Source organism: Fodinicola feengrottensis, from assembly GCF_010993775.1.
Classification (GTDB): domain Bacteria; phylum Actinomycetota; class Actinomycetes; order Mycobacteriales; family HKI-0501; genus Fodinicola; species Fodinicola feengrottensis.
The window spans coordinates 70,671-83,985 of record NZ_WOTO01000018.1 but is presented as its reverse complement, the minus strand read 5'-3'; the positions used below and the strand labels follow the sequence as shown (position 1 = coordinate 83,985).

The 13,315-nt window shown below is 66.5% G+C and carries 3 protein-coding genes and 10 pseudogenes; 1 reads left to right on the top strand and 12 read right to left on the bottom strand.

Going from position 1 to position 13,315, the window contains the following annotated elements:
* Window positions 1–22: 22 nt before the first annotated feature.
* The 6 genes and pseudogenes from GNX96_RS18310 to nuoH all read right to left on the bottom strand — a co-directional run bounded on the left by GNX96_RS18310 (window position 23) and on the right by nuoH (window position 6,633).
* Window positions 23–1,584, bottom strand: a pseudogene (locus GNX96_RS18310) (NADH-quinone oxidoreductase subunit M).
* Window positions 1,581–3,470: pseudogene (gene nuoL / locus GNX96_RS18305) on the bottom strand (NADH-quinone oxidoreductase subunit L). The pseudogenes GNX96_RS18310 and nuoL overlap by 4 nt, the downstream one beginning before the upstream one ends.
* A gap of 109 nt (window positions 3,471–3,579) precedes the next feature.
* Complete coding sequence (nuoK, locus tag GNX96_RS18300) at window positions 3,580–3,879, bottom strand: NADH-quinone oxidoreductase subunit NuoK (protein ID WP_163569026.1); 300 nt, start codon at window positions 3,877–3,879, stop codon at window positions 3,580–3,582.
* A 172-nt stretch (window positions 3,880–4,051) separates the two neighbouring features.
* Window positions 4,052–4,797: pseudogene (locus GNX96_RS52850) on the bottom strand (NADH-quinone oxidoreductase subunit J); the annotation flags it as partial.
* Window positions 4,797–5,360: pseudogene (gene nuoI, locus GNX96_RS18290) on the bottom strand (NADH-quinone oxidoreductase subunit NuoI). The pseudogenes nuoI and GNX96_RS52850, both read right to left, overlap by 1 nt.
* Before the next feature lie 3 nt (window positions 5,361–5,363).
* Window positions 5,364–6,633: pseudogene (nuoH, locus tag GNX96_RS18285) on the bottom strand (NADH-quinone oxidoreductase subunit NuoH).
* Between nuoH and GNX96_RS18280 the strand changes: the two are divergent.
* Window positions 6,569–6,709 (top strand): hypothetical protein, encoded by a 141-nt coding sequence (locus GNX96_RS18280; protein WP_163568975.1) that lies wholly within the window; start codon window positions 6,569–6,571, stop codon window positions 6,707–6,709. The pseudogene nuoH and the gene GNX96_RS18280 overlap by 65 nt on opposite strands.
* On the opposite strand, the pseudogene GNX96_RS18275 reads toward GNX96_RS18280, so the two are convergent.
* The 6 genes and pseudogenes from GNX96_RS18275 to GNX96_RS18255 form a co-directional block, all read right to left on the bottom strand.
* Window positions 6,687–9,163, bottom strand: a pseudogene (locus tag GNX96_RS18275) (NADH-quinone oxidoreductase subunit G). The gene GNX96_RS18280 and the pseudogene GNX96_RS18275 sit on opposite strands and share 23 nt — an antisense overlap.
* Window positions 9,163–10,465, bottom strand: a pseudogene (gene nuoF / locus GNX96_RS18270) (NADH-quinone oxidoreductase subunit NuoF). Before nuoF ends, GNX96_RS18275 begins: the two co-directional pseudogenes overlap by 1 nt.
* A gap of 15 nt (window positions 10,466–10,480) precedes the next feature.
* Window positions 10,481–10,957, bottom strand: a complete 477-nt coding sequence (locus GNX96_RS52845; protein WP_279580719.1) for an NAD(P)H-dependent oxidoreductase subunit E — start codon at window positions 10,955–10,957, stop codon at window positions 10,481–10,483.
* Between the two features lie 71 nt (window positions 10,958–11,028).
* Window positions 11,029–11,133, bottom strand: a pseudogene (locus tag GNX96_RS63960) (NAD(P)H-dependent oxidoreductase subunit E); the annotation flags it as partial.
* Between the two features lie 81 nt (window positions 11,134–11,214).
* A pseudogene (locus GNX96_RS18260) lies at window positions 11,215–12,546 on the bottom strand (NADH-quinone oxidoreductase subunit D).
* 33 nt (window positions 12,547–12,579) lie between these two features.
* Window positions 12,580–13,182 (bottom strand): annotated as a pseudogene (locus GNX96_RS18255) (NADH-quinone oxidoreductase subunit C); the annotation flags it as partial.
* Window positions 13,183–13,315 lie beyond the last annotated feature (133 nt).

Genomic DNA, 13,315 nt, shown 5'->3' with positions numbered 1-13,315 from the left:
TTGATCTGCGGGACTGTGAAGGTCACTTGCCGCCTCCGAGCGCACTGGGCATGGGATCGGACTTGCCGACGTCCTGCATTGTGTAGTGAATGGCCGGGGTGATCACGTCGGTGATCGGCTTCGGGTAGACGCCGGTGAAGATGATCAGCACCAGCAGCGGCGCGATCACCCATTTCTCCCGCGTACTCATGTCCACCATCGGCTGCTGGCCGGCCTTGAGCGGGCCCCCTGCATGGTGCGCTGATACATCCAGAGCACGTAAAGCGCGGCCATGATCATGCCGAGGGTGGCGATCACCGCCACCGCGCTGTTGACCGTGAAGGTGCCGATGAGTACGAGGAACTCACTGACGAAGGAGTTCGTGCCCGGCAGCGCCAGCGCCGAGAGCCCGGCGATGAAGAAAGCGCCGGAAATCAGCGGTACGAGTTTGTGCGTACCACCGAAGTCCGCCACCGACACCGACTGCCGGCGTGCCGCCAGGAAGGAATCCCCACCAGGAACAGCGCGCCGGTGGAAAGTCCGTGGTTCACCATGTAAAGCACCGCGCCAACACCGGCTTGGCTGGTGAAGGCGAAACAGCCCAACGCGATGAAACCGAAGTGCGCCACCGAGGTGTACGACACCAGCCGTTTCAGGTCGGACTGACCGATCGCGAGGAACGCGCCGTAGAAAATACCGATCAGCGCCAGCGCGAAGACGTACGGCGCGAAGAACTTGGACGCGTCCGGGAACAGCGGGATGCAGTAACGCAGGAACCCGAAGGTCCCGACTTTGTCCAGTACGCCGACCAAAAGCACCGCCACCCCGGCCGGTGCCTGGCCGCCGGCGTCCGGCAGCCAGGTGTGGAAGGGGAACAGCGGCGCCTTGATCGCGAAGGCCACGAAGAAGCCCAGGAACAGCGCCTTCTGCATGCCCGGGTCGATCATCAGCTTGGTCAGCGCGGTGAAGTCGAAGGTGCCGATGTGCGTCACGTGGTTGATCGAGACCACCACGTAAAGCCCGATTACCGCCGCCAGCATCAAGAGTCCGCCGAGCAGCGAGTAAAGGAAGAACTTGACCGCCGCGTACTGCCGGCGCGGGCCGCCGTACGAGGAGATCAGGAAATACATCGGGACGAGCATGACCTCGAAGAAGACGTAGAAGAAAAACACGTCGGTGGCCACGAAAACGCCGACCATGCAGGTCTGCAGCGCCAGCATCAGGGCGAAGAACGCCTTGGTGGAGCGCTTTCCGGTGACCCCCGGCGCACCGGCGTACTTTTCCGCGTCGTGCCAGGAAGCCAGCACGACCACCGGAGTGAGCACGCCGACCAGGCCCAGCATCACCAGCGCGATGCCGTCGACGCCGAATCCGAAGTGGACGCCGAAGGCCGGAATCCATGGGTACGACTCGACCAACTGGAAGCGCGGGCCGCTGGGCACGAAGGCGACCGCCGCGAAACCGGTCAGCACCAACGAAAGCAGCGACCAGACCAGCGCGACGATCTTGACCCAGCTTGTCGTTGCCCTTGGGCAGCACCATCAGGACCAACGCACCGACCAGCGGGAAGAGCGTCAGGACCGAGAGGTAGGGAAAGTTGCTCATCCGAGCCTCACCGCCAGCAGCGCACCCACCACGAGGACCGCGCCGACCAGCATCGTTAATGCGTACGTTCGAACGAAACCGGTCTGCATCCGGCGTAGTCGCCCGGATCCGCCGCCGACCACCCACCGGCGATCGTGTTGACCAGCCCGTCAATGCCCTTGCTGTCCAGGTAAACCAGCGCCCGGGTGAGGAAAAGACCAGGACGCTCGAAAAGCGACTGGTTGATCGTGTCGGCGTAAAGCGCGTTCCGGGCCGCCAGCACGAACGGGTTCGCGCTCGCCGGCTCTTCCGTACGCACCTTGCGGGCCAGATACAGCCAGAACGCGAGTGCCGCGCCGAGCAGCACGATCACCAGCGTCACCACGCTGACCACCATCCAGGACGGGAAGCGCTCGGTCTCGACATGGTCAGCGGCACCACCGAAAGCCGGTGCCAGCCAGTCCAGCAGGCCGAGCGCTTTCAGGCCGAAACCGGCGCCGATCGAGCCGACCGCGATGATCGCCATCGGCAGCCACATGCTGACCGGCGACTCGTGCGGGTGCTGACCGTCGGTCCACCGCTTCTTCCCCAGGAAAGTCATCACGAACAGCCGGCTCATGTAGAAGGCCGTGATGCCGGCGCCAATCAGCGCGGCCGCGCCGAACAGCCAGCCGGTCCAGCCGGGCCGGTTGAAGGCCGCCTCGATGATCGCGTCTTTCGAGAAGAAGCCGGCGAACGGCGGAATGCCGAGGATCGCCAGGTATCCGAGGCCGAAAGTGACCGCGGTGATCGGCATATAGCGAGCCAGGCCACCAAAGCGCCGCATGTCGACCTGGTCGTCCATGCCGTGCATCACCGAACCGGCGCCGAGGAACATGCCGGCCTTGAAGAAACCGTGGCACAGCAGGTGGAAGATGCCCAGCGCGCGTACGCCGGACCGCCCAACCCGACGGCGAGGAACATGTAACCGATCTGGCTGACCGTCGACCAGGCCAGGACCTTCTTGATGTCGTCCTTCGCGCAACCGGCGATGCAGCCCAGCAGCAAAGTGAACGCGCCGATCGCGCAGACCACGGTCTGGCCGGTCGGCGTGAGGTTGAAAAGCGGCGCCGAGCGGGCGATGAGATAGACGCCCGCGGTGACCATGGTTGCCGCGTGGATCAGAGCCGACACTGGGGTCGGACCTTCCATCGCGTCCGGCAACCAGGACTGCAGCGGGAACTGGCCGGACTTACCGCACGCGCCCAACAAAAGCAGCAACGTCATCACGGTGAGGATGACCGGCGTGAGTTTTTTTCGGCGTTGCTGAACACGCCCGCGTACGACGTGGTGCCCAACGTCGCGAACATCATGAAGATCGCCAGCGTCAGGCCGACATCGCCGACCCGGTTCATGATGAAGGCCTTCTTCGCGGCGGTGGCCGCGGCCGGCTTGAAATACCAGAACGCGATCAGCAGGTACGACGCCAGACCGACGCCCTCCCAGCCGACGTACAGCATCAGGTATCCGTTGCCCAGCACCAGAAGCAGCATGGCGGCGACGAACAGGTTCAGGTAGCCGAAGAACCGCCGGCGACCTTCGTCGTGCGCCATGTAGCCGATCGAGTAAATGTGGATCAGCGTGCCGATGCCGGTGATCAGCAGGACGAAGACACCGGACAGCGGGTCGAAAAGCAGCCCCGCGTCGATCTTCAGGTCCCCGACCGGAATGAAGGTGAACAGGATCTGTTCGGCCGACCGGGTCTGCATGCCGCGCAACGCCAGGAACTGGATCAGCCCCAGCACGAAGGCGGCACCCGACATGACAGTGCCGAGCCAGTGGCCCCATTTGTCGCCGCGCTTGCCGACCAGCAACAGAACAGCGGCACCGAAGGCCGGCAGCGCGATGAGCAGCCAGAGGTAGCTCATCACGCCGGAGCTCTGGCCGTACGCGACTGGTGCGGCCAGCACGTCCCCGCTCACGCCCGGTCTCCCCGGAAAAACTGCGTTCCCCTCAACACTGAGGTGCTCCTCAAGATCAGTACTTCAGCAGGTTGGAGTCGTCCACCGAGGCAGACTTGCGGGTGCGATAGATCGACATGATGATCGCGAGACCCACCACGACCTCGGCGGCGGCCACCACCATCACGAAGAAGGCCATGATCTGGCCGTCCAGGGTGCCGTTGATCCGGGAGAACGTGATCAGCGACAGGTTAACCGCGTTGAGCATCAGCTCGACCGACATGAACACCACGATCGCGTTCCGGCGTACCAACACGCCAACCGAACCGATGGTGAACAGGATCGCTGACAGCACCAGGTAAACGCTCGGGCTCACATTTCCCCCTCAGGGCGATCCACGCCGGCGCCCGGGCCAGGCATTGGCGCCATAAACACTGCGCTCATTTTCAGACCCTTCCCGTACCGGAGTGGCCGGTGTGCGCGTGGCCATGCAGGTGTTCGTGGTCTTCGACCGGGTTCGGTGGGCCGTCGTGGCTTTCCAGGTCGCCGCCGGAGGCGGCCAACTGCTCGGCGGACGGCAGCCCGAGCTCCGCGGCCACTCGCTTGGTGGTGGCGTTCCGGCTGGCCTCGGCGACCGAACCGTCCGGCAGCAGCGCCGGAGTGGCCACCGAGTCGTGCCGCGCGAAAAACGCCCGGGCCGGGCTTGGGTGCCGGGTACGAGCCTTCGGCGAAGCGAGCCTGCGAACGTTCCTTCTGGGTCCGCTTCTCACCCGGCGCGTGCTGGATGTGCGCGAGGATGATCGCGCCGACCGCGGCGGTGATCAGCAGCGCCGAGGTGACCTCGAAAGCGAAGACATACTTGGAAAAAATCAGGTTGGCCAACGCGTTCACGTTCTGCCCGTTGGCGTTCTGGCTGGCCAGCCCGACCGCCTTGACCGAGCCGAGGCCGCGCAGCAACGCGCTGCCCAGCAGGCCCGCGAGGGCGATGCCGATCGATCACTGTCGCGGCGACCTTCTGCCCGCGCAGCGTTTCCACCACCGAGTCGGAGGAATCGCGGCCGATCAACATCAGTACGAACAGGAAGAGCGTCATGATCGCGCCGGTGTAGACGATGATCTGCACCATGCCGATGAACGGCCCGGCCTGGATCAGGTAGAAAACCCCGAGGCTGGCCATGGTCAGGACCAGGAACAGCGCCGAGTGCACCGCGTTGCGGGCCAGCACCATCCCGATCGCGCCGATCAGCGCGACCGGTCCAATGATGAAGAAAAGTACCGTTTCGACGGTGCCCATTACTCCGTCTCCTCCACCACGCCGGTCCACTGTGGACGCTCGGCACCCTTGGAGGCGCCGGGGTTCGTCATCGCGCCGATGTAGTAGTCCTTCTCGTTGTCACCCAACCGCATCTCGTGCGGCGGCTGCTCCATGCCCGGCAGCAGCGGCGCGAGCAGCTGCTCCTTGGTGAAGATCAGGTCGTGCCGGTTGTCCAGCGCCAGCCTCGTACGAGTTGCTCATGGTCAGCGACCGGGTCGGGCACGCCTCGATGCACAGCCCGCAGAAAAAATGCACCGCGAGTAGTTGATCTGGTAAACCGCGCCGTACCGCTCACCGGGCGAGTACCGCTGCGCCTCGGTGTTGTCGCCGCCCTCGACGTAGATCGCGTCCGCCGGGCAGGCCCACGCGCACAGCTCGCAGCCGACGCATTTTTTCTCCAGCCCGTCCGGGTGCCGGTTCAGTACGTGCCGGCCGTGGTAACGCGCCTCGACCGGCTTGCCCTTTTCGGGGTACTGGTACGTGCCGACTTTCTGGAAGATAGCGGCGAAAGTCAGCCCGTACCCTTTGGCCCAGTCCAGCATGTGTTAGGCCTTCCCTGCTTCGGTCGTTTCTGCGGTGGTGGCAGCGGCCGTCACCGCGGTACGAGCCAGCCGTGGCGACGGTGGCACCACCAGGTCCATCGGCGGAATCGGGTAGTTCGTCTTCACTGGCGCGCCGGCCTCCAGGGACTCGGCCTCCGCCGGAGTTTCCTTCTTCGACGGCCACAAAAGCACCGCGATGATGACCACCACGACGACCACGCCGATGTAGATCAGCCGCTGCTGAGGGGTGGTGTGGCTGGCCAGCGCGAAGGTCTGCACACCGGACACCACCAGGATCCAGGCCAGGTTGATTGGCACCAGGACCTTCCAGCCCAGCCGCATCAGCTGGTCGTACCGCAGCCGCGGCAGCGTGCCACGCAGCCAGACGAAGAAGAACATGAAGGCCATCAGCTTGGCGAAATACCAGAGCAGGCCCCAATATCCGGTGTCCAGGAACGGCCACAGGGTGGCGATCCCGAACGGCGCGTGCCAGCCGCCGAGGAACAGCGTGATCGCCAGCGAGGAGACGCCGACCATGTTCACGTACTCGGCGAGGAAGAACATGCCGAACTTCAGCGAGGTGTATTCGGTGTGGTAGCCACCGACCAGCTCGCCTTCGGCCTCCGGGAGGTCGAACGGGATCCGGTTGGTCTCGCCGACCGCCGAGATCACGTAGATCACGAAGGACGGCAGCAGGATGATCGCGTACCACCAACCGCCCTTGGCCTGCGCGTCCACAATGCCGGAGGTGGAAAGCGTGCCGGCGTAAAGGAAAACCGCCACGAAGGACAGGCCCATGGCGACCTCGTACGAGATCATCTGGGCCGCCGAGCGCAGGCCGCCGAGCAGCGAGTACGTGGAGTTGGACGACCAACCGGCCAGCACCACGCCGTACACGCCGATCGAGGAGCAGACCAGCACCCACAGCACCGCGACCGGAAGGTCGGTGAGCTGCAGGGCCACGTGGTAGCCGAACATGTTCACGGTGCCGCCGAAAGGCGTCACCGCGAGCGCCAGGAAGGACGGGAACGCGGCCAGTACGGGCGCCAGCGCGAAGACGAACTTGTCCGCCATCGCCGGAATGACTTCTTCCTTGAACGGCAGCTTGATCGCGTCCGCGATGGACTGGAACCAGCCGTTCGGGGCCGTGCCGGTTCGGGCCTAGCCGGAACTGCATCCGGGCGATCAGCTTGCGCTCGAAGGTGATCATGAAGATCGTCATCACCATCAGGAACGCGAAGACGGCCACGACCTTGATCAGCACGATCCAGATCGGCTCGGAGCCGAACTGGTCGATCGAGATCGGCGGCACCGGATCCGCGATGATCACAGCTCCCCCTCGACATTGAGTCCGGCGGCCAGTCGTACGACCGCGCCGGCGCCAACCGCCAGACTGCGGCGGACCGTGGAGCCCGGCGAGTTCGTCGGCAGCCAGACCACCCGGTCCGGCATGGGTGTCACCAGCACCGGCAGCGTGATGCTGCCAGCATCGGTGCTCACCCGCACGTTGCCGCCGTTGGCGACGCCGATCTCAGCGGCCGTACCAGCCGAAATCCGGGCCACCGGCACCTTGGCCGTACCAGCCAGGTGCGGTTCGTTGTCCTGCAGCCGGCCGTTGTCCAGGTTCTGCGTCCAGGTGGCCAGCACCGCTTCGCCAGCGCTCGGCGTGGGCGCCGCCGTCTCGACCGCCTTGGGCACCGTGACCGCGCGCGGCCCGGGCTCGGGCAGGGCGGTCAGCTGGGCTCGCAGGGTTTGCAGGTTCGCCAGGTCCAATGGGGCGGCCTCGCCGATCAGCTCTTCGGCCAGTTCGTCCAGCACAGCCGCGTCCGGCAGGGTGCCAGCGGCCGGCAGGGTGGCCGGGAACGGGCGGCTACGCCCCTCCCAGTTCAGGAAGGTGCCGGCCTTCTCGGCGGCCGCGGCGACCGGGAAGACCACGTCGGCGCGCCGGGTCACCGCGGACTCGCGAAGCTCCAGGCTGACCACGAACCCGGCCGCTTCCAGGGCCGCCTCGGCGGCCGCCGGGTCGGGCAGGTCGGCGGTGTCCACGCCGGCCACGATCACGCCGGACAGCGCGCCCTCGTGCAGCGCGTCGATGATTTGTACGGTTGAGCGCCCACTCGCGCCGGGCAGCGCGCCCGCGTCCCAGCCCCACGTACGTTCCAGCTCAGCGCGCGCGTCGTCGTCGGAAACCCGCCGCGCCACCGGGCAGCAGGGTCGGCAGCGCGCCGGCCTGCACGGCCCCGCGGTCGCCGGCCCGCCGGGCCACCCACGCGAGCTGCGCGCCGGTCGCGGTGGCCAGCCGGGCGGCCGCCGTCAACGCACCGGGCGAAGCGGCCAGCCGAGCCCCGACCAGGATGATCGCGCCGGGCTCCCGAAGGGCCTCCGAAGCCTGTCCGACCAGGTCGTGTGCACCAGTCTTGCCGCCGGCCAGCGCGTTCAGCACCAGCGGCTCGGCACCGGGAACGGCTTCCAGCAGCGTGCCGCCGGCCTTCGCGAGGCCGCGGGTCCGGTACGGCGCCACCGAGAACAGCCGCAGGCCCTTCTTGCGCCACGCCTTGCGCAGCCGCAGGAACAGGATCGGCGATTCCTCCTCGGCCTCCAGGCCAACCAGCAGCACCGCCGGCGCGCTCTCCACCTTGCGGTAGGTCACCCCGCCGTTTTCCGGTGTCACACCCAAAACCCGGGTGGCCAGGAACGAGAGCTCCTCGTCCGAATGGGCGCCCGTTCGGAAGTCGATGTCGTTCGTGCCGAGCACGGCACGGGCGAATTTCGAGTACGCGTACGAATCTTCGTACGTCAGGCGGCCGCCGGTGAGGACCCCCACGCCACGGCCGTTGTCCCGCGCTTCCCGCAGTCCCTCGGCCGCCTTCTCAAAGGCCTCGGTCCAGGAGGCAGCGACGAGCTCGCCCTTTTCGTTGCGTACCAACGGAGACGTGAGGCGATCGTCGGCGGTGGCATAAGTGAACGCCCACCGGCCCTTGTCGCAGTTCCATTCCTCGTTGACCTCCGGGTCGTCCCCGGCAAGCCGACGAGTCACCTTGTTGCGCCGCCAGTCGGTGCGCTGCGCACAACCGCCGGAACAGTGTTCGCAGACACTGTCCGTACTCACCAGGTCGAACGGCCGGGCCCGGAACCGGTACGCGGCACCGGTCAGCGCGCCGACCGGGCAGATCTGCACGGTGTTGCCGCTGAAGTACGACTGGAAGGGCTCGCGCTGGTCGATGCCGATCTGCTGGTTCGCGCCGCGCTCCAGCAGGTCGATGAACTTGTCGCCGGCGATCTGGTCGCTGAATCGCGTACAACGCTGGCAAAGTACGCAGCGCTCGCGGTCCAGCAGCACCTGCGAGGAAATCGCGATCGGCTTCGGGAAGGTGCGCTTCTGCTCCAGGAACCGGGAGTCCGAGTCGCCGTTGGCGAGCGTCTGGTTCTGCAGCGGGCACTCGCCGCCCTTGTCGCAGATCGGGCAGTCCAGCGGGTGGTTGATCAGCAGCATCTCCAGCGTGCCGCGCTGCGCCTTCTCGGCGACCGGGCTGGTCAGCTGGGTCTTGACCACCATGCCGTCGGAGCAGGCCAGTGTGCAGGACGCCTGCGGCTTGGGCATCGGACGGCCACCAACTGACACCTCCACCATGCACTGCCGGCACGCGCCCGGCCGGCTCCAGCAGCGGGTGGTCGCAGAACCGCGGGATCTGCACACCGATCTGCTCGGCCGCGCGGATCACCAACGTCCCCTTGGGGACCGTCACGTCGATACCGTCGATGCTGCACGTGACAGTGTCGACTTTCTCAGGGGCCATGGTCACTAGTGAGCTCCCGCCAGCTCGGCCGCGGCACCGGTGAAGAAAGGCGCCTTCACTCCGGAGATGTAGTCGCGGTAGTCCTGCTCGAAGTACTTGATGCTGGAGATGATCGGGCTGACCGCGCCGTCGCCGAGCGCGCAGAACGACCGGCCGAAGATGTTGTCGGAGGTGTCCAGCAACGTGTCCACGTCTTTGTCGACGCCCTGACCAGCGAGAATACGGTGCAGCGTACGCACCATCCAGTACGTCCCCTCGCGGCACGGCGTGCATTTGCCGCACGACTCGTGGGCGTAGAACTCAGTGAACCGGTAGGCCGCGTAGACCGGGTCGTCCTGGTCGCTGAAGCATCACGGCGGTCGTACCGAGCATCGAACCGGCGGCCGCCGCGCCCTCGAAGTCCAGCGGCACGTCCAGGTGCTCGGCCGTCAGCATCGGCGTCGACGAGCCACCGGGCGTCCAGAACTTCAGCTGGTGGCCCTCTTTCATGCCACCGGCCAGCTCGATCAGCTGCCGCAACGTCGTACCGAGGCCACACTCGTACTGGCCGGGGCGGTTGACCCGGCCGGAGATCGAGTAGATCTTCGGGCCGGGCGACTTCTCGGTGCCCATCGACTTCCACCAGTCGGCGCCGCCGAGCACGATGAACGGCACGCTCGCGATGGTCTCGACGTTGTTGACGACGGTCGGGCTGGAGTAGAGCCCGTTGGTCGCCGGGAACGGGGGTTTGAGCCGCGGCTGGCCGCGGTAGCCCTCCAGCGAATCCAGCAGCGCCGTCTCCTCGCCGCAGATGTACGCGCCGGCGCCGGCATGCACGACCACGTCCAGGTCGAAGCCCTTGCCGAGGATGTTCTTGCCGAGATAGCCCTTCGCGTACGCCTCACGGACCGCGTTCTGCACCCGCCGGATCGCGTGCACGACCTCACCGCGGATGTAGATCGCGGCGAAGTTCGAGCGGATCGCGTAGCAGGTGATGATGATGCCCTCGATCAGCGAATGCGGATCGGCCATCATCAGCGGCACGTCCTTGCACGTACCCGGCTCGCCCTCATCGGCGTTGACCACCAGGTAGTGCGGCTTGCCGTCGCCCTGCGGGATGAAGGACCACTTCAGCCCAGTCGGGAAGCCGGCGCCGCCACGGCCGCGCAGGCCCGAGTCCTTGACCAGCTGAATCAACTCGTCCGGCGTCGCGGTGAAGGCCTTACGCAGCCCCCGGTAGCCGTCGAGCAGCTCGTACGTGTCGATCGTCCAGGCGTCCGAGGTCAGCCAGCGCTTGGTCAGCACCGGGGTCAGCACGTCCTGTGCCACGGAGATGGCGCTCACCTACTTGGCCCCCTTCTCGTTCTTCTTCGCAGGTGCCGGGGGCGGATCTTTCGGCCGTACGGCCGGGATCGGGGTGTTCGGGTCATAACCGGGGACGCTCACGCCCACCGAGTCGGCGAGCCGGACCCCGGCGAGCGTCGGCGTGCCAGCCGGCCCCTCGCCGGTGGTCGAGGGACGATCATCCTGGAAACCGGCCAGCTGCATCTCGATCTGCTTGAACGTGCAGAGCCGGGCGCCGCGACTGGGCAGCGGGCTCGTACCACTCTGCAGCCGGCGCACGATGTCCACCGCCGCGTCAGCGTCGACCTGGTCGTAGAACTCGTAGTTGATCGTCATGACCGGCGCGTAGTCGCAGGCCGCGAGGCACTCGGCGTGCTCAAGGGTGAACTTGCCGTCCTCGGTGGTCTCGTCATGGCCAACGCCAAGGTGCTCGGACACCGCTTCGTACGCCTTGTCGCCGCCGAGCACACCGCACATGGTGTGTTCGTACAGACGCTCACCAGGTAGTCGCCGACCGGGCGGCGCTTGTTGTACATGGTGTAGAAGGTCGCCACCGCGGAAACCTCGGCCTTGGTCAGACCCAGCTCCTCGGCGCACAACGTGATGCCCTCGGGGCTCACGTACCCCTCTTCGGCCTGCACCAGGTGCAGCATCGGCAGCAGCGCGAGAGCGCGATTTCGGATACCGCGCGATGATCGCGCGGGCCTTCTCGCGGGTTTGGTCGGTCAACGGCATCAGCGATCACACCCACCCATGACGGGATCCAGAGAGGCGACCGCAACCACCGCGTCGCCGAGCAGGCCGCCCTCGGTGAGGGCCGGAATGGCTTGCAGGTTAATGAAACTGGGCTCGCGCAGGTGGACGCGGAAAGGTCGCGTACCGCCGTCGGACACCGCGTGCACGCCGAGCTCGCCGCGGGGCGACTCGACCGCGGGTGTAGACCTGCCCGGCCGGCACCCGGAAGCCCTCGGTGACCAGCTTGAAGTGGTGGATCAGGGCCTCCATCGACTGGCCCATGATCTTGCGGACGTGATCGAGCGAGTTGCCCATCCCGTCCATGCCCACCGCGAGCTGTGCCGGCCACGCGATCTTCTTGTCGCCGACCACCACGGGTCCCGGCGCGAGCCGGTCCAGCGCCTGGTCGATGATCTTCGTCGACTCGCGCATCTCGTCCATGCGTACGAGATACCGCGCCCAGCAGTCCGCGTCGGTGTGTGTGTCGCGACCTCGAAGTCGTACGTCTCATAGCCGCAGTACGGCATTGTCTTGCGCAGGTCCCAGGCCAGCCCGGCAGCCCGGATCATCGGCCCGGTGACCCCCAGCGCCACGCAGCCCTGCACGTCCAGGTAGGCCACGTTTTTCATCCGGGCCTGGAAAACCGGCTGGCCGGTGAGCAGCCCGTGATACCAGTCGACCCGCTTGCGCAGGTGCTTGCACAGGTCGCGGATCTGTTCCTCGGTGCCGGGCGGGAAGTCCTGCGCCACGCCACCTGGCCGGATGTAGGCCATGTTCATCCGCAGCCCGGACACCTTCTCGAAGATGTCCAGGATGTATTCGCGGTCCAGGAAGCCGTCGGTCATCGGCGTCGTCGCGCCGAGCTCGTTAGCGCCGGTGGCAAGCCACACCAGGTGCGAGGAGATCCGGTTCAGCTCCATCATGATGACCCGGATCAGGGTGGCCCGCTCGGGCACCTCGACGCCAAGGAGCTTCTCCACCGCGAGGCAATAAGCCGTCTCGTTGAAGATCGGCGACAGGTAGTCGGCACGGGTGACGAACGTGGTGCCCTGCGTCCAGGTGCGGTATTCGAGGTTCTTCTCGATGCCGGTGTGCAGGTAGCCGACGACCGCGGTGGCCTCGGTGACCGTCTCGCCTTCCAGCTCCAGGACCAGCCGCAACACGCCGTGCGTGGACGGGTGCTGCGGGCCCATGTTCAGGACCAGGCGCTCGTCCTCGAACTGGCTGGCGGTGGTGTCGTCCCAGTCGCCACCGGTGATCGTGTAGACGCGGCCTTCGGTGGTCTCCCGCGCGGACGCTGCGTACGGGTCAGTTGATGTCGGGGTGCTCATCGGTACGCCCTCCGTTCGTCCGGCGGCGGGGATCTCGGCGCCCTTGTACTCCACCGGAATGCCGCCGAGCGGGTAGTCCTTGCGCTGCGGGTGGCCTTCCCAGTCGTCCGGCATCAGGATCCGGGTGAGGCCGGGATGGCCGTCGAAGATGACGCCGAACAGGTCCCAGGTCTCGCGTTCCTGCCAGTCAGCCGTCGGGTAGACGGCCGTCACGGACGCGACATGGGGGTTCTCGGTCCCGACCGAGGCCTCCAGGCGTACGCGCCGCCGGTAGGTCATCGAGGTGAGCTGGTACACGACGTGCAACCGGTCGGGCTCAGCTGGGCCGTAGTCGACACCGGAGACCGAGGAGCACAGCTCGAAGCGCAGCGACTCGTCGTCGCGCATCACCTGGCAGACCTCGGCGACCTTTTCCGGGCGTACGTGAATGGTCAGTTCGTCACGGTCGATCTCGACCCTGAGCACGGCATCCGCGAAGGCGGGATATGACTCCGTCAGGGCGTCGACGACCTCGTCGAAGAAGCCGCCATAAGGACGCTCCGCCGGTGGCAGGACCGCGCGCGTACGCACCAGGCCACCGAACCCGGAGGTGTCACCGCTGCCGGTGACGCCGAACATGCCCTGCCCTGAGGACACGATGTTCTCGCCGTCCGGGAGGCCGATGCCGTGCGGCACCGGGAGCCGGTCGGAATTCTCTTCGGTCACCGGCTGTACTCGCTCTCGATCCGCAACTGTTCCTCGCGACCCTCAGCCGCGGCTTCCAGCCACT